We start from the raw sequence: 24,172 nt of genomic DNA, 5'->3' as shown, positions 1-24,172 counted from the left end.
GGGCACAATAGGGGGTAGATGTACTTGCGTCATCCGCGTGGATGACGTGCCCGAAAAGAGGAGCGCAGCCAGCCATGTCCAATCCGCTCGGTCAATCGTCGAATGGGTCGCGCCGTGGAGCGTTGCCGACACCGCCTTCGGGATGGCCCATCGGGTCGTACCCCACCTACGCCGAGGCGCAGCGCGCAGTCGATTACCTCTCCGATCAGGAATTCCCGGTTCAGGACGTCACGATCGTCGGCGTGAACCTGATGCAGGTCGAGCGAGTTCTCGGTCGGTTGACGTGGGCCAAGGTGATCGGTGGCGGCATCGTCTCCGGTGCTTGGCTCGGTGTCTTCTTCGGCCTGGTGCTCGGAATCGTCACCGGTGGTTTCCTCGCTCCGCTGATCGCGGGCATCGTGGGCGGCATCATCTTCGGTGTCATCTCCACGACGATTCCGTACGCCGCGACGCGTGGGCAGCGGGACTTCGCCTCGACGATGCAGTTGGTCGCCGGACGTTACGACGTACTGTGTGAGCCCAAGACGGCGGAGTCGGCGCGCGACCTGCTCGCCAAGCTCGCCATCTGACATTCTCGCTCGGGCTGCCAACTTGTGTGATCTCGGTTACTTTATGTACACGCGGGCGAGGTAGTACTCGCTTCCCGTGACCGTTTGCCGGACAAGGAAATAGGTCCCTTCTCCGGCAAAAGTGCCGATGTGTGGCGCGTCGGCCAGCCGTAACGACTGCGCCGTCTCGCCGCCCGAGGAGGACGGCTGTGCAGAACAAGAGATCGCGGGCGGGGCAGAAGAAGAAATTGCGGGCGGGGCTGCTCGGCGCGGCAACATTGTTGTTGGCGCCCTTGCTCAGTGCGTGCGGATCGGACAATGACGACGGCGTGGTGCTGTCCTTCTACACCGCTGCCGACGGCGCCGAGCAGTATGCGGAGGCCGCCGCGAATTGTTCGGCGGCGTCGAACGGCGCGTACCGGGTCGAGCAGAAAACTCTGCCCAAGGGTGCCGACGACCAGCGACTTCAGTTGGCCCGGCGTCTGACCGGCAATGACAAGTCACTCGATCTGATGACGCTCGACGTGGTGTGGACTGCCGAATTCGCCGAAGCGGGATGGGCATTGCCGCTTCCTGACGACGTGGCGGCCGAGGTCAGCAACGGGACGCTCGAGGGTCCGCTGGAGTCGGCGAAGTGGCAGGACCAGCTCTATGCGGCGCCATTGAACACCAACACCCAATTGCTCTGGTATCGAAAGGATTTGATGCCGGACGGGCAACCACCCCAGACCTGGGATCAGATGATCGACATCTCCGAAGGCCTGGCCGCGGAGGGGCGCCCCAGCTGGATCGGTGTGCAGGGCAAGCAGTACGAAGGATTGATGGTCTGGTTCAACACCCTTCTCGCCAGTGCCGGCGGATCGGTGGTGGGGCCGGACGGAACAACCGTGACGGTGGCCGACGGTGATGCTGCCCAGCAGGCGCTGACCGTCATGAAGCGCGTCGCTACCGCCAAGGGTGCGGATCCCTCGATCTCGCAGGGGGATGAAGCGTCGTCGCGACTGGGTATGGAGAGCGGCAAATCTGCCTTCCAGGTCAACTGGCCGTTCGTGCTTCCCGGCATCATGGAGAATGCCGAGAAGGGCGATCTGCCGTACATCGACGACAAGGGCAACGTCACCAGTGAGAACACCGGAAACACGGTGCTCACGGTGAACGGAGAACGGAATTTCCTTGCCGCTCCGTATCCCTCGGTGATCGAGGGTAAGCCGGCCGAGGTCACGATCGGCGGCTTCAACGTGGCGGTGGCCAAGACCAGCCAGCATCCGGACCTCGCGTTCGAGGCGCTCACCTGTCTGCGTAACGAGGAGAATCAGCGCAACAACGCGGTAGCCGGTGGCGTTCCGCCGACTCTCGAGAGCCTGTACGACGACCCGGCGTTCCAGGAGGCGTACCCGGCGTGGCGTGAGGTTCGCGACAGCCTGGACACCGCTTCGGTTCGTCCGGTTTCTCCTGCCTATCAGAGTATTTCGACGCTCATCACTGCCACGCTGAACCCTGTGGGAAACATCGATCCGGAATCGACCGTGAACGATCTTGCCGAGCAGGTGCGCAAGGCAGTCAATTCCGAGGGGCTGATTCCGTGACGATCGACAGCGAAAATTCGGGAGCTGCACCAACAGTCGCGACGGCATCGCCGGAGCCGAAGCACTCCGCGAAGTCGAAGATGTCGGACGGAAAGGCGGCCGAGCGTCGCCTCGGTCTCTGGCTGGTGGCCCCGGCCGCGATTCTCATGATCGCGGTGACCGCATATCCGGTGGTCTACGCCGTTTGGCTGAGTTTGCAGCGCTACGACCTGCGCTTCCCGGATCAACGAAAGTTCGTGTGGTTCGACAACTACGTGTCGGTGCTGACCGACGGTTACTGGTGGCAAGCGTTCGCGGTGACGACGTCGATCACTGTCGTCTCGGTCGTCATCGAGTTCGTTCTCGGACTGACCATCGCACTGGTGATGCACCGAACGATCGTGGGTAAGGGGCTCGTCCGCACCGTTGTGCTCATCCCGTACGGCATCGTCACCGTCGCGGCGGCATACAGCTGGTACTACGCGTGGACGCCGGGGACCGGCTACCTCGCCAATCTCCTGCCCGACGGCAGTGCGCCGCTCACCGACCAGATCCCGTCGCTCGCGATCATCATCCTTGCCGAGGTGTGGAAGACGACGCCGTTCATGGCGCTGCTCCTGCTCGCTGGCCTGGCGCTCGTGCCCGACGACCTGCTCAAGGCGGCTCAGGTGGACGGCGCCGGCGCGTGGACCCGGTTGGTACGCATCATCCTTCCGCTGATGAAGCCCGCCATCCTCGTCGCTCTGCTGTTCCGCACACTCGACGCGTTCCGCATCTTCGACAACATCTACGTGCTGACGAAGGGAGCGAACGACACCGGGTCGGTGTCGATTCTGGGTTACGACAATCTGTTCAAGGCATTCAACTTGGGTATCGGATCCGCGATCAGCGTGCTGATCTTCGTGTGTGTGGCAGTGATCGCGTTCATCTTCATCAAACTTTTCGGTGCTTCGGCTCCCGGATCCGATACGGAAGGACGCTGACATGACCGTGACTCCCAGACTCAAGATCAGCTGGTCCGTCGTCAACCTTCTGGTCTTGCTGTACGCGTTGGTTCCCGTCCTGTGGATTGCGAGCCTGTCCTTCAAGCCCGCCGGAACCATCAAGGACGGCAAGTTCATTCCGGAGAAGTGGACCCTGGACAACTACCGAGGAATCTTCGACACCAGCGCCTTCACCAGTGCTCTGATCAACTCCATCGGCATCGGACTCATCTCGACGGTCATCGCCGTGGTGATCGGAACCATGGCTGCTTACGCGATTGCGCGCCTGGATTTTCCGGGCAAGAAGCTGCTGGTGGCTGTTGCCCTGCTGATCGCGATGTTCCCGCAGATTTCATTGGTGAGCCCGCTGTTCGACATCGAACGACGGCTCGGACTCTTCGACACCTGGGCCGGACTCATCCTGCCGTACATCACCTTTGCGTTGCCGTTGGCGATCTACACGCTCTCCGCGTTCTTCAAAGAGATTCCTTGGGAACTCGAAAAGGCGGCTCAGATGGACGGCGCGACGCCGGGGCAGGCGTTCCGGAAGGTGGTGGCTCCACTGGCCGCGCCCGGCATCGTCACTGCGGGCATCTTGGTTTTCATCTTCTGCTGGAACGATCTGTTGTTCGCGATCTCGTTGACGTCGACCGAACGCTCCATCACCGCCCCTGCGGCCATCGCGAACTTCACCGGCGCTTCACAATTCGAGGAGCCCACCGGGTCCATCGCCGCGGCCGCAATGGTCATCACCATTCCGATCATCATCTTTGTTCTGTTCTTCCAACGTCGTATCGTGGCCGGGCTTACTTCCGGCGCAGTGAAGGGATAAGCCTGTGGCCGAGATCGTGCTGGACAAGGTGACCAAGCTGTACCCGGACGGAGCCAAGGCGGTCAGTGATGTCGACATCACCATCGCCGACGGAGAATTCATCATTCTCGTGGGCCCGTCCGGTTGTGGAAAATCCACGACTCTCAACATGATTGCCGGGCTGGAAGACATTTCGACCGGTGAGTTGCGGATCGCGGGTGAACGCGTCAACGAACGCGCCCCCAAGGACCGCGACATCGCGATGGTGTTCCAGTCGTATGCGCTGTATCCGCACATGACGGTGCGTCAGAACATCGCTTTCCCACTGACATTGGCGAAGATGTCCAAGGACGAGATCAACGCCAAGGTCGACGACGCTGCGCGGGTCCTCGACCTCACCCAGCATCTCGATCGCAAACCGGCGAACCTGTCGGGCGGTCAGCGTCAGCGTGTCGCGATGGGACGCGCAATCGTGCGCAGCCCGAAGGCGTTTCTCATGGACGAGCCGCTTTCCAACCTGGACGCCAAACTGCGCGTGCAGATGAGGACGGAGATCGCCCGTCTGCAGCAGCGACTCGGTACGACAACGATTTACGTGACCCACGACCAGACCGAGGCGATGACGCTCGGCGATCGGGTAGTCGTGCTGCGCGGCGGAATCGTGCAACAGATCGGTGCGCCGCAGGAACTCTACGATCGTCCGAACAATCTGTTCGTGGCGGGATTCATCGGGTCCCCGTCCATGAACTTCTTCCCCGGACAGTTGACGGCCGACGGTGTGAGCACGCCGATCGGCGATGTTCGCCTGCCCGCGGCGGCGCAGTCGAAGATCTCGGGCAGCGGTTCGGGCAAGGACGTGGTGGTCGGTATCAGACCGGAGCATTTCGAGGACGTGGCGCTGGTCGATGCAGCGCAGAAGCCGCACGGCGGGACGTTCACCGTCGACGTCGACGTGCTGGAATCGATGGGTTCGGACAAGTACGCGTATTTCCTCGCTGGTGGCCCCGCCGTCAACTCTCGTGAACTCGAGGAACTCGCTGCCGATTCGGGAACGGCCGTCGCTGGTGGCGGTCAACTGGTTGCCAGGCTCTCGTCCGAGTCCACGGTGGCCCAGGGCAGGTCTGTCGATCTCTGGTTCGATCCCGCCAAGATCGCAGTGTTCGACGGCGGTACGGGAGCCAATCTGCTGCTGTGACCTTTACCCGGGCAAGGTGACCGAATACGTCGCGCCCCAGGGGAGCGGTATCTGTTCGGGGCCGGGCGCTGCGTCGGCCGGTTCGGGTAGGGGGACCAGGCGGCCGAATTGTTCGTGATGGGTGGAGGCCGGGGCGGCTTGCGCTGTCCCGGCCACCACGGCGATCGGCGCCGCTGCCAGGGCGCCGGCGACGGCAAATCGAGTGGCGATGCGGCGCTTGCTTGCTCGGGTCGAGATCATGAGCACTCCTGCGTGGTTTCGAGGTTCGGTGAATGCTGTGCCATTCACGGTATTGCGGGTTGATTGTGAAATCTCGTGTGCGAAGCTCATTCACAGGGAACTGGGATGGGCGGCACAGGAGGACAGATGAACGAATCCTCGGTACGAACCGAGCACCTGCCCGGCGGCCCGGACCTCGAGCGGATCTTGCGCGAACACGCCTACCGCGGTGCGTACCTCCAACTGACGGTGCGCGGCGCTCTGGTGCTGTTCATCGCCCTGACACTGATCTTCGTCCCGCCGATGAACGACGCGGGATGGTGTTTCGCGATTCTGGGCGCCTATGCCCTCTGGTCGGCAGCCGTGGCGCTGTGGATCCGCAAAGGTGGCACCGGCCCGGTGACGATGATCTGGCTCGGCTTGTTCGTCGACCTCGCCGTGCTCGCAACTCTGACATTGCTGACCGGTCTCGCAGCCGAGCAGAGTTGGACCGCCGACATCTTGAGCAACGGGCTCTTCGTCATTCCGGTTCTGGCGTGTACGCAACTGCGGACGGACGTGTGTGTCGGCGTCGTTGCCTGCACGATCGGGGTGTTCTTCGTTTCCAGCTGGGCAACGATGACCTCGAACTCCGAGCCGTGGCCGTCGATCCTGCTGAGCACCATGGCCTTGGCCGGAGTGGGCGCAGGCGCAATCGGACTGACTCGGATTCAAAGATCACGCGTGTTGACCATCGGACAACTCGTCGGGCATCGAACCAGCCTTCTGGCCGAACTCATGGGGCTCGAGCAGCGAGAGCGCACGGAACTGTCCGAGCAGTTGCACGACGGGGCGCTCCAGTACGTTCTCGCCGCGCGGATGGATCTCGACGAATTGGCAGACAGTGCGGAGCCTGTCGCTTTGGCGCGAGCCGGAAAAGCGCTCGGTGAAGCGACCACGCTGTTGAGATCGTCCGTCTCGGAACTGCATCCCACAGTTCTCGTCCACGTGGGCCTTGCCCGCGCGATCGGGGACCTCGCGCGCTCGGCGCAGGGACGCGGCGGAGTGGTGGTCGACGTCGACACTTCGGGCTGGAACGACGATCTACGCACGTCCGCGGACGAAGTCTTGTTCGGCGCCACCCGAGAGCTTCTGGGCAACGTCGTCAAACATGCCGGCGCGCAGAACGTCCGGATCGAGCTTGCACGACTGGACCACCGTGCGGTGCTCGTGGTCTCCGACGACGGTCGGGGGATCAGCGCCGATCGGATTGCCGAACGACGGGCTGCCGGGCACATCGGACTGCTCTCGCACGAACTGCGTGTGGTTGCCGCGGGTGGCTCGTTCTCGGTCGGACCGGGTGAAGAGTCCGGAACCCTCGCGCGAGTCGAGATACCGTTCGAGATCGTCACCGCCACTGACCACGATCGTTGAGGAGTTGTCGATGGCTGCACTGATCACCGATCGCGAGCTCAACCTGGCGACTCTGGCGCGGCAGTTCCTGCTGCGGAGGGCCGAGGTCAGTGCGTTGGATGCGATCGAGCACCTGGCAGGTCTGCAGGCCCAGGCGCCGAACCCGCCCTACCTGGCGCTGTGGGCGCGGCTGAAGAACTTTGCGGCAGAAGACCTCTCCACCCTTGTCGAGAAGCGCCAGGTGGTGCGGCTTGTTGCCATGCGGGGCACGGTCTTTGCTCTTTCGGCCGCGGATGCGGGTCCCTTCCGGGCCACGGTTCAGACGATCATGGAACGCGATCTCCACACCAACAGCACTCAGCGTGCTGCGCTCACCGGGTTGGATCTCGACGCGCTGGCGCGGGTGGGACGCGAATTGATAGCGGACGGGCCGCTCACTCAGATGCAGATGAGACCGTTACTGGCAGAGCGCTTTCCCGGCCACGCGGCCGAGGGGCTGGCGCACGGCGTTCGAGGACTTCTGCCGATGGTGCAGGTCCCACCGCGAGGCCTGTGGGGACGATCCGGAGTACCGGCACTGACGACCTTGGAGAATTGGCTTGGCACGGAAGTGAGTTCATCGCCGGATCCGGATGCGATGGTGCTTCGTTATCTGGCGGCCTTCGGGCCCGCGAGTGTGAAAGATGCCCAAGCGTGGTCAGGGCTCACGAGACTCGCCGAAGTCTTCGAGAGGCTACGTCCCGGCTTGATCACCTTTGTCAACGCGAAAGGGGCCGAGGTGTTCGACCTGCCGGACGCGCCACGACCGACCTCCGGAACACCGCCGGTCAGAATCCTTGCTCCGTTCGACAACATCCTGCTCTCGCACGCCGACCGCTCGCGAATCATGGACGAGCAGTACCGAACTCGTGTCTTCACCGTCAACGGCATCATCAAGCCCGCCATCCTGGTGCGCGGAAAGGTGGTGGGATTCGCGACGGTGACGCCGGACAAGGAGACGGTCGAATTGGGCGCGACTCTGTTTGCGCAGCAACCGAAGACCGCGCTCGCATCCATCGAGAAGGAAGCGCGTGCGTTGCTGAAATTCATGCACCCGAAGATCCCGAACCGAGAGGTGCGGTTCGCTGTCGCTACGTAGCGGGCTTGTGCTTTCGCGGTGCTCGATCGCGTAGTTCGGCCACGATCTCGTCGTTCCACATGTGCCGCCGCACCAGTCGGTACCGCTCCCGGGCGATCCACAAGTAGGCCTCGGCGTCGGTGTGCTCGGGCAACATGTCGGCGCCCCGCAGCATTCGCACGACGGGCAGAAACTCCTCACCGAACCAGCGGCGGGCGACGGTGTCTCGGCCGAGGAACTCACCCTTTTCCTGCATGAGCCGAAAACCCCACGCCTCCACACACTCACTGAGTTCGGCGTACTCCCACGGGTCGGTGACCTGGACGGCTTCGCGTTGTGAACCCTGCAGCGGAACGCGGGTGAGGAAGAGTCGACGATGATCCTTGATGAGCAGATCAGCGCGCTGAGTGATGCCTTCCGGCGAGATACGCGTGATGATCTCGGTGACGTACGCGTCGATTGTCTTCTGGTGCATCGCACACGCAATGGACACTCGGTGGTGCCCGTCGATCACGAAATGCATGGAGCCGACGCGATACAACTGAACAGGTGGTACCGATTCGCCGCGTCGTTGCGCCACCGCAAGTCGCTCCCAACGAGCGCGCGAGTGAGTGGACGTCGGACGGAAGTACCTGTCGAAATCACCTGTGCGGTCGACACTTCCGACTATTGATTCGATGGTGACGACCTGCAGCCCCAGAGACTTCTCGCCGACCTTGCCCAGAGCTGCGACAACCTCGTCGAACGGCAGGATCGCGTTGACGTCGTCGGGTTCGCGTCGTAGCCAACTGACCAGACGGGCAACGTCGGCACGTCGACGCTGACGAGCGAAGTCGTTTTCCGCGTCGGCTGTGGGAAATCCGGTGTCACGAGCCATGTCGGCGCCTCACGATCGTCGGCGGAGTACCTGGGGAAATCTCCATCAGCGTGAAGCCGACGGTATTGAGCACGATAGTCCGGCCTACCTCCAGATCGAGAGGGGTTCGCCCGTGCGGGTGGATGTGTCCGTGGACCATCACCGTCGGATCGAGGTTGTGAATCAAAGGCGTGAAGCATTCGAACCCTCGATGTGGCCGATCCTCGGCGTCGCCGACACCGCGGGCGGGACTGTGGGTGAGCAGCACATCCACGCCCGCCCGGCCGCCGGGAAGCCGCGATTGCCAGGCGTTTCGCCAGGCGAGCGAGCGAGCGCGTCGGCTCTGCTGGCGCTCGGACCACTGATTGGGACCCGTGTTGTATCGGATGGAACCACCGAGGCCCGCGATCCGCAGACCGGCGACGGTCACGATGCGTCCGTCGGCGTTGACTGCGCCGGTAGGCCCTGGCCACTGCGCAGGCATCCCGGCCCGCGTCCAACCCGATCTCTTGTTCGAATATCCGGACAGATCGGCGTCGTGGTTTCCGGGAACGAACACGCAAGGCGCATTCAGTTGGTCAGACAGGTACTCCAGATACGCAAACGGCAGATCGCCCGCGCCCAGGATCACGTCGACTCCGAGTGAACGAACCTGACTGCTCCACAGGAATTCGACGGTCTCGTCGCTGACAGCGAGAACGGAGACCATTTCGACGACGCTACCGCCACCGCGAGGTATCTGCGCTGCGAACCTCGCGGGCACGGTGTTTAGATGGACGAGTGTCAGACAGCGTCGTATCTTCCGTCCGGGCCCATCTCGTCAGCAGCATCGAGGGGCCGGACCCCACCGCGGCCTCAGTGACGTTCCTCGGTGTCGAACCGCTGGACGTGCTGCGTTTCGAATCACCCGACGGCCTGGTCCGCTACGTCACACTGGGGTGCTCGCGTCATCCGATGGGCGACCCCAACGAACTGGTCGCAGACCCCACGCGCGGACCCCGCGCCGAGTTGGTACTCACGCTGCGCGGTGGCACCGGTGTGGCGTCAGGTGTGGCCAGGACGCTCGCGGTGCTGGCCGCGGCGCCGTCCGTCGAAGGCGTCGTGCTGCTCGAGGACGCACTGTTGGACCTGGGCGAGCCGCTGTGGAAGGACACTGCGTTCACGGCGGTGCTTCTCGGTGACAGCGGGATCGAAGACCTGACGCTGCCGGAGCCGTTCGACCCGGTGCGCTTCCTTGGTGTGGTCCCCCTGACCGGTACCGAAGCCGCCTGGGTGCGTCTGCGCGGCGCGGAGGCACTGAGGGAAGCGTGGACCGAGGCGGGGATCGACATCCGCGATCCGCACCGTTCCGCTGCCTCGCTCTAGCTGCGCTGGCGCTTTGTCCGTCAGATCATTCGGCGTGCACGAGGATGTCCGCCAAGTTCTCGAGACTTACCCGAACCGTCCGTGAAAATGCTTTCGTGACGATCGGGTCGGCCATCTTGCCGAATACTCCTCCCAGGCCGCTTTCGCTGTCGAGTCGGTAGGTGACCCGAGTGCCGTCACCGACTTCTTCGCAGGTCGTGGTCTGCGAGAAGCTGACCGGACTTTCGACGGACGTCGATTTCGACGATCTCGGTGGGTCGTACTCGGTGAATTCGGATGTCCACTCGAGACGCTTGCCCAGGATTCGCGAGACACCGTGCCAGCGGCTTCCCACGCCCATCGGGCCGTCGGTGATCTGTTTGCACTCGACCATCGAATTCTCCCAGTTGGGCCAGTTCTCGGCGACGGCGATGTACTCCCAGACGTCCTTGGGTGGCAACGCGATCTCCACGGATTGCTCGACTGTAGGCATGGTTGCTCCTCCACTTCTCCTTGGATCTGAATTTGCTTGTCGCAAAATGGATTTCGGGAACGGAATGAAAATGCGTACCCATATCCATTGTCCGCCTGCGACGGTGGCAAGTACAGGGAGTCAGCGTGCGAGGTTCACAGCCAGTTGTTGCGACGGAAGAGAAAGAACAAGCCGACACACACCGAAGCGATGAGGAACAGGATGGACTGATAGCCGTACTTGTAACCGAGTTCCGGCATGTTCTCGAAGTTCATCCCGTAGATACCGGCAACGCCGGTCGGCACGGCGGCGATAGCGACCCACGCGGAGATCTTGCGCATGTCGGTGTTTTGCTGCACCGCGATCTTCGCGAGTGCGGCGTCGACCAGCGAACTCAACACCTCGTCGTATTCCGAGATACGTTCGGCCACGATCGTGTGGTGATCTCGTACGTCACGGAAGTATCGCCGGATCTCCTTCGGGACGAGGCCGCCCGCGGGCTGGGTCAGCTGGAGCAGTGGCAATCCGAGTGGAGTGACCGAGCGTCGTAGTTCGACGATTTCACGTTTGAGCAGGTAGATGTGCTCGACGGCAACGGTGTTCCGCGGGTTGAACACCAACTCTTCCATGCTGTCGACGTCCTGTTCGACGAGTTGGATGACGGAGAGATAGCTGTCGACGACGTGGTCGGTGATCGCGTGCAACACCGCGAACGGGCCCATGGTGAGGCGCTCGGGGTTCTGCTCGAGTGACTTGCGCACGCTTGCCAGTTCGGAGTGATCCCCGTGCCGGACGGTCACCACGAAGTCGGGGCCGACGAACACCATGATCTCGCCGGTTTCGACGATCTCGCTCGCCGTCGCGACGGACTCGTGCGGTACGTAGACGACCGTGCGCAGCACCAGGAACATGACGTCGTCGTAGCGTTCGAGTTTCGGGCGCTCGTGTGCATGGACAGCATCCTCGACCATCAGCTCGTGGAGTCCGAAAGTTGCTGCGACATCTTGCATCTGACCTTCGTCGGGAGCGTGCATGCCCACCCAGACGAACGCGTTGTCGCGACTACGAACCTCGGCCAACGCAGCGCGGTGCGTGTACTTGCCCGGCAACCGCACGCCGTCCACGTAGACCGCGCAGTCGACGATCGCGCGGGCTGCCGGAACGGGGATCTTGGGCGCATCGGCTTGCGTCGATTTGCCGTTCGACCAATTCGGCAGTGACGGCATGGTTGGCACGCTCGCTCCTTCTCGGTCTGTAATGCAGTGGAACGGCAGGGGAACGGCACTACAGCGACACCTGATCGAATTGCGCTGCCGCTGCGGCGTAATCGTACGTCAGCTTCCGGCTCGCCCACCGGAGCGCGATGAAGTTGCCGATTGCTGACACACTGGAACAGTGCGAATAGATCTTCACACCCACTCCAACGCATCGGACGGCACCGACACCCCGGCTGCCCTCATGCGCGCCGCAGGCGACGCCGGACTCGACGTCGTCGCCATCACCGATCACGACACGACTTCGGGCTGGGCCGAGGCGGCGCAGGCCTTGCCGGCCGGCGTCAGCCTGGTTCGTGGGATGGAGATGTCGTGCGAAGGTCGAGGTGAGCGTGGTTGGCCGGTCGCTGTACATCTTCTGGCGTACCTGTTCGATCCGACGCACCCCGAATTCGCAAAAGAACGTGAGCGACTGCGCGCCGAACGCGTCGAACGTATCCGGGTGATGACGACCATGATGGCGCGTGACGGTCTGCCCGTCGATCCCGATCAGATCTTGGCTGACGCCGGTCCGTCCGTCGGACGCCCGCACGTCGCAGCGGCCCTGATGCGAGCGGGAGTGGTGTCGAGCATCAGTGAGGCTTTCTCCGACCTGTTGTCCAGTCGAGGACGATACGACGTCCCCAAGTACGACACTCCGCTCGAGTACGCCGTCGAACTGGTGGCAGCCGCCGGGGGAGTGACCGTCCTGGCGCATGGACGGGCCCGTTCGCGCGGCGGATTGCTTGCGCTCGACCACATCCGCGATCTGGCCGATCTGGGTCTCGGGGGTCTCGAAGTCGATCACCCGGACCATCGCAGCGACGATCGTGACGTCCTGCGCCGCCTGGCTGTCGACCTCGGTTTGGCAGTCACCGGATCCTCTGACTACCACGGCGAGAACAAGACGATCGGACTCGGCGACGAGCTCACGGACGAAGCCGAGTTCGACAAACTCGTCTCGGCTGCCACCGGCGTGGAGGTACTGGGGCGCTGATGCTCGACACCACGCTCTACCTCACCGTGTTCATCACGCTGTTCGTGATCATGGACCCGCCCGGAGTCATCCCGGTGTTCTTGTCACTCGTCGGACGTAAAGTTCGTGAAGATCGCAATCGAGCGGCATGGCAGGCCCCCGCCGTCTCCCTGGCGGTCATCTCGGTCTTTGCCATCGGCGGTCAGGCGATCCTCAACTACCTCCACATCGGCATTCCGGCGTTGCAGGGCGCCGGCGGATTGCTGCTGCTTCTCATCGCACTCGAACTGCTGACCGGCAAGGCCTCCAACCGTCCGCAGGGAGCCGACGACGTCAACGTCGCACTCGTTCCTCTGGGAACGCCGATGATGGCCGGTCCCGGTGCGATAGCGGCCGTCATCGTCTTTGTCGCCCAGGCCGACGGTGAAGCGGCGTCGTATCTGGCGATCGCGTTGGCGATTCTGTCCATCCACCTCGTGCTGTTCGTGGTCCTGCGCTTCTCGACCGCACTGATCCGGATACTGGGCGAGGGTGGCATCAGTCTGCTGGCACGCATCGCCGGTCTTCTGCTCGCCGCCATCGCGGTTCAACTCATTGCGGAATCAGTCCGCGGATTCGTCGCGGGAGCGTAAGAGATGACATACGACGACAGGTACGACCGGAACGACAGGTACGAGGACGACTACCAGTACCAGGAATATCAGGACTATCAGTACGAAGACGATTACGACTATCCCGCCGACAAACGACAATGGCTGCTGGTCCGCGCTCTACGCGCCCTGAGTGGCACCGTGGCGGCCGGAATCGTGGTCTTGACACTCGTGATCATCGGTTCGGCATATCTGGGCGGCAACCGCGGATTCCCGGGTCCGGGAACAACGTCGATCACCGCGCACATTGCGGCCTCGGTGGTTGCTCTCGCCGCGCAGATCTGGTGCGACCGCAGGCGGGGTATCGCGGCGGTTGCCGGATCGGTGGTCGTGCTCGTGGTGGCGGGGCTGTTGTTGGTGACGCAGTGGTGGGGATGACTGGGTGGGGATGACACGGTGGGGATGACTGGGTGGGGATGACACGGTGGGGATGACGGTTCGGGTTCGAGTGTGATGAGGAATCCGACCGCTTGGAGGATTTGATTGTGATCCGACTCTGGTGGCAAACTGGAGTTACTTCGAGGCGGCGCCACAGCCCGGCCCCGAAGTGCAGGTTTCGTCAGAATTTCTCCCGAAACCTAGATTGCATGGATACGCCAGGGCTCACCCGCCCCACACCATGACGCTTCGGATGTATTGCGGCCCACTTTCTCGCGCACGCCGAATGCTCTTCTTCTCAGTAGTCGTTCGCGGAAGAAATGATCTCTGACCGTTGTGAACGTAGTTTCGCAGCGGTCCGAAGGATTACTTCCCAGTAACCCAGCCCCGCTTGAGGCTGGACTAATCAGGAGTGTCATCGTGTCCCTCGTGACTGAAGCCATCAACGTACCCAAGGTCGAGTTGACCGACGAAGAAATCTTTGCCGCTCACGTCGGTGGCAAGCTCTCGGTCGAGACCACAGCACCGCTCGATACGCAGCGGGCCCTCTCGATCGCCTACACGCCGGGTGTTGCTCAGGTGAGCCGCGCCATCGCTGCAGACGAAACCCTTGCCGATCGATACACGTGGACCAACCGACTCGTCGTCGTGGTCAGCGACGGCACCGCGGTTCTCGGACTCGGCGACATCGGCCCTCGCGCGTCGCTGCCCGTCATGGAGGGCAAGTCGGCACTGTTCAAGAACTTCGCCGGACTGAACTCCATTCCGCTGGTTCTCGACACCAAGGATCCCGACGAGATCGTCGAGACACTCATCCGACTGCGTCCGAGCTTCGGCGCGGTCAACCTCGAGGACATCTCGGCGCCGCGTTGCTTCGAGATCGAGAAGCGCGTCATCGAAGCTCTCGACTGCCCCGTCATGCACGACGATCAGCACGGAACCGCCATCGTGGTCCTCGCGGCACTCAAGGGCGCCGTGAAGGTCCAGAGCCGCGACATCACCACACTCAAGGTCGTCATCTCCGGCGCCGGCGCTGCGGGTGTTGCCTGCGCGAACATCCTGCTTGCCGCCGGAATCAGCGACGTCATCGTGCTGGACTCGAAGGGCATCATCTCGGGTGAGCGCAGCGACCTCAACGACGTGAAGGCAGAACTCGCGGCCCGCACCAATCCCCGTGACCTGCATGGTGGTGCCATCGAGGCTCTCGAAGGTGCTGACGTGTTCCTCGGTGTCTCGGCGGGCAAGATCCCCGAGGAGCTCATCGCTTCGATGGCTCCCGAGTCGATCGTGTTCGCACTCTCCAACCCGGACCCGGAGATTCACCCCGAAACCGCGTCGAAGTACGCGGCGATCGTGGCGACGGGCCGTAGTGATTTCCCGAACCAGATCAACAACGTTCTTGCCTTCCCCGGTGTCTTCAAGGGCGCGCTCGACGCCGGCGCCCGTCGCATCACCGAAGGTATGAAGCTCGCTGCCGCCGAGGCAATCCTGTCGGTGGTCGGCGACGAGTTGGCGGCGGACAAAATCGTCCCCAGCCCACTCGACCCTCGCGTGGCACCCGCAGTAGCGGAAGCCGTCGCGGCCGCAGCGCATGCTGAGGGCGTGACCAGCTAAGAGGGACTACGAAAGCCCCGATCGGAACCCGCAAACAAGGTTCCGATCGGGGCTTTTTCGTGTGTACCGAGAGCTACAGACGAGTGAGGTCGGGTGTTCGGCGCAGCCTGCCGGTCCCGGGAGCCGATGCCCAGACCACCAGCGCCAGTAAGCCGTCCACGACGAGAGCCACAACCGCGACCAGGATTGCGCCGACGACCACTCGGTCGTACTTGTAGAGCGCGAGACCGTCGAAGATGTACCGGCCGAGGCCGCCGAGGTTGACGTAGGCGGCGACCGTTGCCGTGGCAATCACCTGCAGTGTCGCGTTACGCAGTCCGCCGAGAATCAATGGCAGCGCATTGGGTATCTCGACGCGGAAGAGCACTTGGAGTTCGGTCATACCCATCGCCCGTGCGGCCTCGACGACGCCGCGGTCGACGCTGGCGATTCCGGCGTACGTGCCGGCGAGTAGTGGGGGAATACCAAGAATGACGAGGGCGAGAATCGGCGGCATCACTCCCAGACCCATGAGAAGAACGAGGAAGGTCAGCAGGCCGAGAGTGGGCAGTGACCGCAGTGCGTTGACCAGACTGACGACCACGATCTCACCGCGACGCAGATGGCCGATGAGTAATCCGATGGGCACCGCGATCACAGCCGAAAGTGCCACGGCCAGAACGCTGTACCAGAGGTGCTGGAGGATGCGGGTGCCGATTCCGGTGTCGCCGCTCCAATTTCCGGGATCGACGATGAAGTCCCAGGCCCCGGTGAAGATGCTCATACGGGTTCCCCCTCGGCTGACAGGACGGCGGGAACCTTCGACGAGGTCGACGTTCTGGTCCACGGGGTCAGGAATCGGCCGATCAGATACAGGATCAGATCGAGCGCCAGTGCCAGCACGACGATCGCGATGATGCCCGCAACGATCTGGTCGGGATAGTCGCGGTCGTAGCCTTGTTTGAACAGGACTCCAAGCCCGCCGATTCCGATCAGAGATCCGACTGACACCAGCGAAATATTGGTAACGGCAATAACTCTGATGTTCGCGATCATCACCGGCAGCGCCAATGGCAACTCGACCGTCAGAGCGCGTCGTAGCGGTGTGAAACCGACGGCGGTGGAGGCGTCGATGACGTTGTCCGGCACCGAGTCGAGTGCTTCGGGTACTGCCCGGATGAGCAGTGCCGTCGCATACACGCTGAGTGCGATCACGACGTTGAGAGGATCAAGGGTCTTGAGTCCGAACAACTGGGGGATGGTGACGAACAGCGCGAGCGACGGAATCGTGAACGCAATGCTCGCCAGGGTCAACGTGATTCGGCGCAGCCATCTGACGTTGCGGATCGCTGTTCCGACCGGAACGGCAATCAGGAGACCGATCAGCAAAGGAAGCAGTGCCAGATACAGATGGGTCTTCGAGTAATCCACGACCGTCGAGAAATTGTCGATGAGCCAGCGCATGCCGCTACGACCCGAATCCCTCGGTGAAGGCGACGCGGTTGCGTTCCTCGTCCTCGCGTCGACGCTGATCTGCCAATTTCGCAACGACTTCGGAACCGAGGATCCCGCCGATGACCGCGCCCTCGCCGTCGACGGCAACGCCGATACCGGAAGGCGACGAGATTGCCGCATCGAGTGCTTGGCGGAGATCGCCGCCGGGGGAGAACAGCGAACCACCGGCAGACGTCGACTGAGCAAGGGTTCGTCCCGAGCGCAGGCCTTCGACGCCGGTCACGTCGATCCATCCCTGCGGAGTTCCGTTGTCCGTGACCACGAGAACCCATTCGCCCAATTCGAGACGTAGAGCCTTCAATTCGTTCTCGACGGCCGTGCGTACAGGGTGCAACGGAACCTCGTCGGCAGCGCGGAACGACAATCCCCGATAGCCGCGATCGCGTCCGACGAATCCGGCGACAAAATCCGTTGCCGGAGCGGCCAACACGTCGCGAGGTGCCGCCACCTGCTGAAGCCGCCCGCCGGGACCGAAGACGGCAATGTGATCACCGAGTTTGACTGCCTCGTCGATGTCGTGGGTGACAAAGACGATCGTCTTCTTCAGTTCGCTTTGCAGACGGAGCATTTCGGTCTGCAGATCCTCACGCACGACGGGGTCGACGGCGCTGAACGGCTCGTCCATCAACAGGATCGGCGGATCGGCCGCCAATGCACGCGCAACTCCCACACGTTGTTGCTGCCCACCCGAGAGTTGCCCGGGGTAGCGGGTGGCAAGTGAGATGTCCAGACCGACTCGTTCGAGCACACCCAACGCGGCTTTACGGGCGGCGCGGCGGGACTCACCGCGCAGCACCGGAACCGTTGCGACGTTGTCGATCACGGTGCGGTGCGGAAGCAGGCCGGCGTTCTGGATGACGTACCCGATACCGAGACGCAGTTTCACCGCGTCGGTCTGGGCGATGTCACGACCGTCGACGAAGATCTTGCCCGACGTCGGTGTGATCATCCGGTTGATCATGCGCATCGACGTCGTCTTGCCGCATCCGGACGGCCCCACGAACACCGTGAACGACTCGGCCTCGATGGTGAGATCGAGACGGTCGACGGCGGTGGTGCCGTCCGGATACTGCTTGGTGACGCCCTCGAAGGTGATCACGTGACTACGAGACCGGCTTGTCGAGGCCCTGCGCCGTCACCCACGCCTTGGCCGCCGCTGCCGGCTCCGTCTTGGTGTCGCCGGACACCTGGACGTTGAGTGCCAACAACTCTTCGGTGGTGAGCTTGGCGGACACCGCATCGAGGACTGTCTTCAACTTGTCGGAAGACTTCGACGCGCGCAGCACCGGCACCACGTTCTGAGCCGGGAAATTGTTCTTCGGGTCTTCGAGAACCACGAAGTTGTTCTCCGGGATGGAGGCCGACGTCGTGAAGATGTTTGCCGCGGTGATGTCACCGGAGGAGAGAGCCTTCACGGTTGCCGGTCCGCCGCCGTCGGCGATCGGAACGAAGTTGGCTGCCGAGATGTCGAGGCCGTAATTGGACTTCAAACCGGGCAATCCGGCTGGACGTTCCTGGAACTCGGCCGGAGCACCGAACTTGACCTCGGCGGAATGCGGAGCCAGATCGGCGATCGTCTTCAGGTTCCACTTGTCAGCGGTTTCCTTCGTGACGACGACGGCGTCCTTGTCCTCGGCGGATGCAGGCGTCGCAATTGCCAATTCCGACCCGAGAGCTGCGGGAAGAGCAGCGAGGACGTCAGCGGAGCTGGTGGCCGTGCTGTCGGGATCCAAGTACTGCAGGAGATTTCCCGTGTAATCCGGAATGACACTGATGGACCCGTCCTTGAGTGCCGGAATGTACGCCTCGCGGCTGCCGACGTTGAACGACGTGGACACATCGAACCCGTTGACACGCAGTGCTTCGGCGTAGATGTTGGCGATCGTCTCGGATTCGGTGAAGTTGGCGGAGCCGACGACGATCGCGTTGGGATCGCTGTTGGAGTCACCGTCACTGCTACCGCACGCTGTCAGTGCAGTCAGAGAGACAACGGTTGCCGCGGCTACGAGCCAACGGTTGGAACGAAATCGTGAGGTGCGCATGAGCGTCCTTCCGGTTTTTCGGGCGTCCCGTGTTTCGGGCGTCGGAAACCATTCCCTTGTGGCGAAGCCACCCGAGTGACTTCGACGGCGCCGCCACCGAGTGGCTGCGTCAGGACTGGTTACCGCGCATCGCCCGACAAGTGTAACGATAGGTACCGACATGGCACGGTTTTCGATCCATGGGATTGAATGTGAGGATTTCGGTGAAGAGCACACGCACGAAGTATTCGACTGTTGTTGCAGCACTGATGGTCCTGCCGATTCTCAGCGGATGCGCAAACGGTGATTCGGTGGTAGAGGGTGCCGAAGCGGAGTCTCGTGACCAGATCGTGGTGGCTGCTGACGCATCGGTGGAGAGTTCGGTGTTGGCCGAGGTGTATTCGACGGTGCTCTCCTCCTCCGGCCTGTCGGCTCGCGTCGAATCGGTGGGTGGTGGCCGAAACCAATCACTCGAGGCTCTGGACGCAGCGCGAGTCACTTTGGTGCCCGAGTTCACCGGCGCGCTGCTCGATCACTACGACCCGTCATCCCCGGCCCGCAAGGCCGACGACGTCTTCGAAGCCTTGAGTCGCTCTCTGCCGGAGGGTCTTTCGGTCTCCGACTATGCGATGGCCGAAGATCATGCGGTCCTCGCACTCGACACCGGATACGCACAGTCGTTGGGAGCGAAGACGATAGAAGCCTTTGCTCCTTCGTGTGCCGCGGCGACGCCGCTCGTCTCCGCGAGATTCGTCGAGGACGGGGCAGTGGAACAGTTGGCCGAGGGCGCCGAGTGTGTCTTCGCCGGTGTCGATCAGGCAACGCCGGCAGACGTACCCGGTGCACAAGTATTCGGAACCACGACGCTGTCGGCGTTGGCACAATCCGATGCCGTCACAGTGCTCGCTGATTCGAATCACGTTCTGGCTGCGCAGAATGTCGTTCCGCTCTTTCGAGCGGGCGCACTGGGAGATTCGGCTGTCAAGGCGCTCAGCGTCGTTGCCGGTGAACTGTCCACCACCGATCTCGCCGCAATGATCGAGCAGGTGCGGACCGGCAAGGCGTCAGCCTCGGAAGTCGCCCGCACCTGGTGGGACACCCGTCAGTGACATGGACGGAGTGGGCCACCCGTCAGTGACTGTTCGAGCCCACTGCTGAACTCGAATCATCCTTGGCACGAATCAGTTTCGATGCGATGAACTGGCCGAGGTCGGAAACGGCGTCTGCTGCTTCCTTCACCAGTGACGCCTGTGCGTGAGCCACGTGCCAGAGTCTTGCGTACTCGACCAGGGACACATCGACGCCGGCAGCGGCGAGCTTGTCGGTGAACGTCATGATCTGCGGGTAGAGGACTTCCTCGGAACCGACGTGAATTCTGGTGGGTGGCAACCCGTCGAGCTTGCCGTGCATCGGTGCGTAGCCGGGATCAGTACGGTCGCCTCCGGCAAGGTAGGCGTCGGCGGCGTCGAAGGACCACGCTGTGTTGACCACCAGGTCGGCCTTTTTGGTGGCACCCCGATCGCCGGGATCGACCCACGGTGAGATCAGTGCAAGCGCGCCGGGGGTCACGCCGTGACGCTCGATCAGACGGATAGCGGTCGCCGCGGCCAGGCCGCCACCGGCCGAATCGCCGGCGATGGCAACGCGGTCTTCCGAATAGTCGAACTCGGTGACCAACTGCATGAAGGCTGAGACCGCGTCGTCGAGAGCGGCGGGATACGGATTCTCCGGCGCGAGACGGTAGTCCAAGGTGAAGACCGCACTGGACGACTCACGGGCGAGATGAGCTGCGAGAGAACGGTGTGTGGACAGCGAACCCAGCGTGTACGCCCCGCCATGCAGGTAGAGAACTGCGGTGGGGCGCTCGGTTGCGCCGACGGTGATCTTCTCTGCCGGTCGGCAAGCCAGCTCCAGCGGGCGCACTACGGCGCCCGCTGGAACCTGCTGTAGCGGTGCCCCGGCCTCGAGCAACAGACGTTGAATCCGATACGGCAGCCGCGAGTTGAAAGCCAGACGGAAGTACGGCTTCAACAAGAATGCGACCACGGGCAGCGGAAGGGTGAACGTGCTCACCGGCAGGGCTCCTGACTCTTTGTGCGAACTGCGCTGTGAAACGAACTGCGCTGTGAAACGAACTCAGCTGGACTTGGGCATCATTCGGCCGGCGACGATCGCGACGATGCGCTGGTAGCCCGATCCTACGAGGCGAACCCAGGCGTCGAGTGCGATTGCGTCCATCCCGATGAGAACTCGCGGCTTGCTCTTCCGAACACCGTTGACGATCGTCTTGGCGGCGTCCTCCGGTGTGGTGCGCGCGAGCTTGCGGTCGAAGAACTCGGAGAAGACCGCAAGATCTTCACCCGGGCCTGCGGTGGCGTTGCGTGCGATGGCGGTCTTGATTCCGCCCGGGTGCACACAGGTCACCTTCACCGGGTGCTTGGCGATCAGCATTTCCTGGCGAAGCGACTCGGTGAAACCGCGAACGGCGAACTTGGCCGAGTTGTATGCGCTCTGACCCGGCATCGACAGCAGACCGAAGAGGCTCGACACGTTCACGACGTGCCCGTCGCCGGAGGCGATGACGTGGGGGAGGAATGCCTTGGTGCCGTTGACAACTCCCCAGAAGTCGACGTCCATGACACGTTCGAAGTCCTTGAATTCGGACTTCTCGAAAGTGCCGTGGTAGGCGATTCCGGCGTTGTTGTAGATCTGGTTGACCTTGCCGAAGTGGGCGACAACCGCGTCGGCGTACTCGAGAACCGCTTCGCGCTGGGTGACGTCGAGATGGTCCGACTTCACCTCGGCGCCGATGGCTTCCACCAGACGCGTTGTCTCGGCGAGCCCGATGGTGTCCACGTCGGAGATCGCCAACTTGGCGCCCTGGCCGGCCAGGTTCAGTGCTAGTGCGCGACCGATGCCCGATCCCGCTCCGGTGATGACTACGACCTTGCCTGCAAAATCACTCATTGTGCTACTGCCTTCTCGTCGTCGAGGTCGATCTGTGAAGTGGTCGCGGTGCCGACGGCGCCGAGATCCGAGGTGGCGACGCTGCGGTATGCCGCGAGGTCGAAATGCTTGGTGGCGTTGCGGAACTGGAAGGTGAAGCCAGGCCACAGGGTGGTGTTGTTTCCGTGCTTGTCCATGTACCAGCTGGCGCAACCGCCGTTGTTCCACACGCTCTTGGACATAGCTGCCTGCAGGTCCTTGTTGTACTTGTCCTGCTTGTCCTTGCGCACCTCGATGGTGCCGATGTCGTACTTGTCGATGGTGGCGATCGCGTCGACCAGGTAGTTGATCTGCGACTCGATCATGAAGACCATCGACGAATGTCCGAGGCCGGTGTTGGGTCCGACGAGGAAGAACATGTTGGGGAAGTTGGCAACTGCCGCGCCCTTGTATCCCTGCATGCCGGTCTCTTCGAAGACCTCGGCGAGCGAGCGTCCGTCCTTGCCGAAGATTCCCGCGAAGGTGGGGGAGTCGGTGACGTGGAATCCGGTCGCCACGACGATGGCATCGATCTCACGGGTGATGCCGGTCTTCGAGACGATCCCGTTGGCGGTGACCTCCTCGATGCCTTCGGTCACCAGGTCGACATTGTCCTGGGCGAGGGTGGGGAAGTAGTTGTTCGAGATCAGCATGCGCTTGCAGCCGATCTGGAAGTTGGGCATGACCTTCTTGCGAAGATCCTTGTCCTTGATCTGGGCCTTCAGGTGACGCTCGGCGGCGAACTGCAACGGCTTCATGAAGACCGGCGCCTTGGCCAGGCCGACGACCTGCGTCTCTCGCATCCAGTAGATACCGGTGCGGCACAACTTCTGGAAGCCGGGGAGGTACTTGAACGCGAGGTGCTCGATCTTGGTGTACTCGCGGTCTGCGCGGGGCAGGATCCACGGCGCCGTGCGCTGGTACACGTCGAGATGCGAGACCTTCTTGCCGATGGCCGGCACGATCTGGATGGCCGAGGCGCCGGTTCCGATGACGGCCACACGCTTGCCGGTCAGATCGGCGTCGTGGTTCCAACGCGAGGAGTGGAAGATCTCGCCCTTGAAGCCGTCGATGCCCTTGATGTCCGGAAGTGAAGGCTCACACAATGCGCCGACGGCCGAGACGACGATCTTTGCGACGAATTCGCCCTTGTTGGTGCTGACGTGCCACCGAGCAGACGCCTCGTCCCAGCGTGCGGAGAGAACGTCGCAGTCGAAGATGTGCTTGTCGAGCACCTTGTGGCGGTTGGCCACCGACTGGATGTACTTGTAGATCTCGGGCTGAGTGGAGAAGGAGCGCGTCCACTCCGGATTGAGTGCAAAAGAGTACGAGTACAAATGCGACGGCACGTCACACGCGGCGCCCGGGTAGCTGTTGTCACGCCAGGTTCCGCCGACGTCGTTGCCGCGCTCGAGAACGACGTAGTCCGTGATGCCGGCCTGTGCCAGTTTGATCGCCGCACCGAGACCGGCGAAACCACTGCCGATGATCAGTGTGCCGACGTGGCGAGTATCCGCGGCAGGTGCTGAGGTATCTGTAACTGGAAGACTCATGTAGGGAACGATATGCCTTTATTGAGTCACGGTCAATAGCTTATTGACGAATATTCAGTAGTCTATTGGGCATGGACGCAGTAAAGCGAACACGGCTCGACCCTGCGCAACGCCGAGCGCAACTCATCGACCTCGGGGCGCGGATGCTGGCCGAACGGCCGCTCGAACAGATTTCCGTCGAGGACATCGCCGATCAGGCTGGTGTCTCGCGGGGGCTTCTGTTCCACTACTTCGCGTCGAAAAGCGAGTTCCATCTGGCGATCGTCCGACACAGCAGTGAACAGATGCTCCAGCGCACCGAGCCGAGCGAGTCGGACGATCCGATGCTCACCCTCCGCTCGGTGCTGGCGTCGTACGTCGACTACGTGACCGAGAACCGCAATACCTACGTCTCGCTGCTCCGGGGGACCGCCAGCGGGGATCCGCAGATGCGTGAGGTGTTCGAGCAGACTCGCGACATCATGGCCAAGAGAACCCTCGATCAGCTCCCGAAGATCGGCCTGACTCGAACACCTCAGGTGGAGTTGGCCGTTCGCGGTTGGATCGCGTTTGTCGAGGAAGCCACCATCAGTTGGCTCCGAGCGCCCGCCATCACCCGCGAGGAACTGATCGACCTGACGGTTCAGTCGTTACCTGCGTTGGCACTGGCCGCCGTCGGCTTCGATGCCGGGCCGGATCTGGGTCTGCTGCAATCGAATTGACGTGAACGCAGAAAGGCCGGGCCCCACACTCCTTGCGGAATGTGG

General features: G+C 62.6%; 26 protein-coding genes. 14 read left to right on the top strand and 12 right to left on the bottom strand.

What is annotated here, in order from left to right; genetic code table 11:
- The first annotated feature begins 74 nt into the window (after window positions 1–74).
- From RA302_RS20135 to ugpC, 5 genes are all read left to right on the top strand, one after another.
- Window positions 75–569: a general stress protein gene (locus RA302_RS20135; RefSeq protein WP_003945065.1), complete on the top strand. Its 495-nt coding sequence runs from the start codon at window positions 75–77 to the stop codon at window positions 567–569.
- 227 nt (window positions 570–796) lie between these two features.
- Window positions 797–2,134, top strand: a complete 1,338-nt coding sequence (locus RA302_RS20130; RefSeq protein ID WP_037131899.1) for an ABC transporter substrate-binding protein — start codon at window positions 797–799, stop codon at window positions 2,132–2,134.
- 80 nt (window positions 2,135–2,214) lie between these two features.
- Window positions 2,215–3,096 carry a sugar ABC transporter permease gene (locus tag RA302_RS20125; protein ID WP_176742023.1) on the top strand — a complete coding sequence of 294 codons (882 nt, stop codon included), beginning with the start codon at window positions 2,215–2,217 and terminating at the stop codon, window positions 3,094–3,096.
- Window position 3,097: 1 nt separating this feature from the next.
- Window positions 3,098–3,928, top strand: a complete 831-nt coding sequence (locus tag RA302_RS20120) for a carbohydrate ABC transporter permease (RefSeq protein ID WP_003945075.1) — start codon at window positions 3,098–3,100, stop codon at window positions 3,926–3,928.
- A 4-nt stretch (window positions 3,929–3,932) separates the two neighbouring features.
- Entirely contained in the window at window positions 3,933–5,102 is a 1,170-nt protein-coding gene (gene ugpC, locus RA302_RS20115) for a sn-glycerol-3-phosphate ABC transporter ATP-binding protein UgpC (protein WP_003945069.1), read from the top strand.
- Between the two features lie 3 nt (window positions 5,103–5,105).
- Here ugpC and RA302_RS20110 read toward each other — a convergent pair whose 3' ends face one another.
- Complete coding sequence (locus RA302_RS20110) at window positions 5,106–5,342, bottom strand: hypothetical protein (protein WP_338477712.1); 237 nt, start codon at window positions 5,340–5,342, stop codon at window positions 5,106–5,108.
- Window positions 5,343–5,468: 126 nt separating this feature from the next.
- Here RA302_RS20110 and RA302_RS20105 point away from each other — a divergent pair, with 126 nt between their 5' ends.
- On the top strand, window positions 5,469–6,734 hold the full coding sequence (locus tag RA302_RS20105; RefSeq protein ID WP_064689343.1) for an ATP-binding protein: 1,266 nt from the start codon (window positions 5,469–5,471) through the stop codon (window positions 6,732–6,734).
- A 10-nt stretch (window positions 6,735–6,744) separates the two neighbouring features.
- Entirely contained in the window at window positions 6,745–7,851 is a 1,107-nt protein-coding gene (locus tag RA302_RS20100) for a winged helix DNA-binding domain-containing protein (protein WP_042923369.1), read from the top strand.
- On the opposite strand, the gene RA302_RS20095 is transcribed toward RA302_RS20100, so the two are convergent.
- On the bottom strand, window positions 7,844–8,707 hold the full coding sequence (locus RA302_RS20095) for a hypothetical protein (protein WP_003945080.1): 864 nt from the start codon (window positions 8,705–8,707) through the stop codon (window positions 7,844–7,846). The genes RA302_RS20100 and RA302_RS20095 overlap by 8 nt on opposite strands.
- Complete coding sequence (locus RA302_RS20090; RefSeq protein ID WP_042450375.1) at window positions 8,697–9,395, bottom strand: metallophosphoesterase; 699 nt, start codon at window positions 9,393–9,395, stop codon at window positions 8,697–8,699. The genes RA302_RS20095 and RA302_RS20090 overlap by 11 nt, the downstream gene beginning before the upstream one ends.
- 71 nt (window positions 9,396–9,466) lie before the next feature.
- Here RA302_RS20090 and RA302_RS20085 point away from each other — a divergent pair, with 71 nt between their 5' ends.
- Window positions 9,467–10,051 (top strand): suppressor of fused domain protein, encoded by a 585-nt coding sequence (locus tag RA302_RS20085; RefSeq protein WP_007736116.1) that lies wholly within the window; start codon window positions 9,467–9,469, stop codon window positions 10,049–10,051.
- A gap of 25 nt (window positions 10,052–10,076) precedes the next feature.
- Here the strand turns inward: RA302_RS20085 and RA302_RS20080 are convergent, their stop codons facing one another.
- Together RA302_RS20080 and RA302_RS20075 are read right to left on the bottom strand one after the other, a co-directional pair.
- Window positions 10,077–10,523 carry an SRPBCC family protein gene (locus tag RA302_RS20080; protein ID WP_007736117.1) on the bottom strand — a complete coding sequence of 149 codons (447 nt, stop codon included), beginning with the start codon at window positions 10,521–10,523 and terminating at the stop codon, window positions 10,077–10,079.
- 134 nt (window positions 10,524–10,657) lie between these two features.
- On the bottom strand, window positions 10,658–11,728 hold the full coding sequence (locus tag RA302_RS20075; RefSeq protein ID WP_007736118.1) for a magnesium and cobalt transport protein CorA: 1,071 nt from the start codon (window positions 11,726–11,728) through the stop codon (window positions 10,658–10,660).
- Window positions 11,729–11,897: 169 nt separating this feature from the next.
- Between RA302_RS20075 and RA302_RS20070 the strand changes: the two genes are divergently transcribed.
- The 4 genes from RA302_RS20070 (at window position 11,898) to RA302_RS20055 (ending at window position 15,373) form a co-directional block, all read left to right on the top strand.
- Entirely contained in the window at window positions 11,898–12,752 is an 855-nt protein-coding gene (locus tag RA302_RS20070; RefSeq protein WP_058228127.1) for a PHP domain-containing protein, read from the top strand.
- Window positions 12,752–13,363 (top strand): MarC family protein, encoded by a 612-nt coding sequence (locus RA302_RS20065; RefSeq protein WP_070161757.1) that lies wholly within the window; start codon window positions 12,752–12,754, stop codon window positions 13,361–13,363. The genes RA302_RS20070 and RA302_RS20065 overlap by 1 nt, the downstream gene beginning before the upstream one ends.
- 3 nt (window positions 13,364–13,366) lie before the next feature.
- Complete coding sequence (locus RA302_RS20060) at window positions 13,367–13,759, top strand: hypothetical protein (protein WP_007736120.1); 393 nt, start codon at window positions 13,367–13,369, stop codon at window positions 13,757–13,759.
- Between the two features lie 420 nt (window positions 13,760–14,179).
- Entirely contained in the window at window positions 14,180–15,373 is a 1,194-nt protein-coding gene (locus tag RA302_RS20055; RefSeq protein ID WP_003945072.1) for an NADP-dependent malic enzyme, read from the top strand.
- Window positions 15,374–15,446: 73 nt separating this feature from the next.
- On the opposite strand, the gene RA302_RS20050 is transcribed toward RA302_RS20055, so the two are convergent.
- From RA302_RS20050 to RA302_RS20035, 4 genes are read right to left on the bottom strand one after another with little or no spacing between them, the layout of a single operon-like run.
- Entirely contained in the window at window positions 15,447–16,136 is a 690-nt protein-coding gene (locus tag RA302_RS20050) for an ABC transporter permease (protein ID WP_070161759.1), read from the bottom strand.
- Complete coding sequence (locus RA302_RS20045; protein ID WP_007736121.1) at window positions 16,133–16,816, bottom strand: ABC transporter permease subunit; 684 nt, start codon at window positions 16,814–16,816, stop codon at window positions 16,133–16,135. The genes RA302_RS20050 and RA302_RS20045 overlap by 4 nt, the downstream gene beginning before the upstream one ends.
- 4 nt (window positions 16,817–16,820) lie before the next feature.
- Window positions 16,821–17,966 (bottom strand): ATP-binding cassette domain-containing protein, encoded by a 1,146-nt coding sequence (locus tag RA302_RS20040; protein WP_003945084.1) that lies wholly within the window; start codon window positions 17,964–17,966, stop codon window positions 16,821–16,823.
- Window positions 17,967–17,970: 4 nt separating this feature from the next.
- Entirely contained in the window at window positions 17,971–18,909 is a 939-nt protein-coding gene (locus RA302_RS20035) for an ABC transporter substrate-binding protein (RefSeq protein WP_003945094.1), read from the bottom strand.
- Window positions 18,910–19,112: 203 nt separating this feature from the next.
- On the opposite strand from RA302_RS20035, the gene RA302_RS20030 reads away from it, so the two are divergent.
- Window positions 19,113–19,997, top strand: a complete 885-nt coding sequence (locus tag RA302_RS20030) for an ABC transporter substrate-binding protein (RefSeq protein WP_070161791.1) — start codon at window positions 19,113–19,115, stop codon at window positions 19,995–19,997.
- Between the two features lie 22 nt (window positions 19,998–20,019).
- On the opposite strand, the gene RA302_RS20025 is transcribed toward RA302_RS20030, so the two are convergent.
- The 3 genes from RA302_RS20025 to RA302_RS20015 form a co-directional block, all read right to left on the bottom strand.
- On the bottom strand, window positions 20,020–20,961 hold the full coding sequence (locus RA302_RS20025; RefSeq protein WP_070161761.1) for an alpha/beta hydrolase fold domain-containing protein: 942 nt from the start codon (window positions 20,959–20,961) through the stop codon (window positions 20,020–20,022).
- Window positions 20,962–21,024: 63 nt separating this feature from the next.
- Window positions 21,025–21,855 (bottom strand): SDR family NAD(P)-dependent oxidoreductase, encoded by an 831-nt coding sequence (locus RA302_RS20020; protein WP_042450371.1) that lies wholly within the window; start codon window positions 21,853–21,855, stop codon window positions 21,025–21,027.
- Window positions 21,852–23,426, bottom strand: a complete 1,575-nt coding sequence (locus RA302_RS20015; protein WP_042450369.1) for an NAD(P)/FAD-dependent oxidoreductase — start codon at window positions 23,424–23,426, stop codon at window positions 21,852–21,854. The genes RA302_RS20020 and RA302_RS20015 overlap by 4 nt, the downstream gene beginning before the upstream one ends.
- 71 nt (window positions 23,427–23,497) lie before the next feature.
- Here RA302_RS20015 and RA302_RS20010 point away from each other — a divergent pair, with 71 nt between their 5' ends.
- Window positions 23,498–24,127: a TetR/AcrR family transcriptional regulator gene (locus RA302_RS20010; RefSeq protein WP_007736130.1), complete on the top strand. Its 630-nt coding sequence runs from the start codon at window positions 23,498–23,500 to the stop codon at window positions 24,125–24,127.
- Window positions 24,128–24,172 lie beyond the last annotated feature (45 nt).

Origin of the sequence: Rhodococcus sp. DN22 (assembly GCF_036669995.1) — a bacterium.
GTDB classification, from domain to species: domain Bacteria; phylum Actinomycetota; class Actinomycetes; order Mycobacteriales; family Mycobacteriaceae; genus Rhodococcus_F; species Rhodococcus_F erythropolis.
The sequence above is the reverse complement of the archived record's forward strand: the minus strand, read 5'-3'. Positions and strand labels throughout refer to the sequence as shown.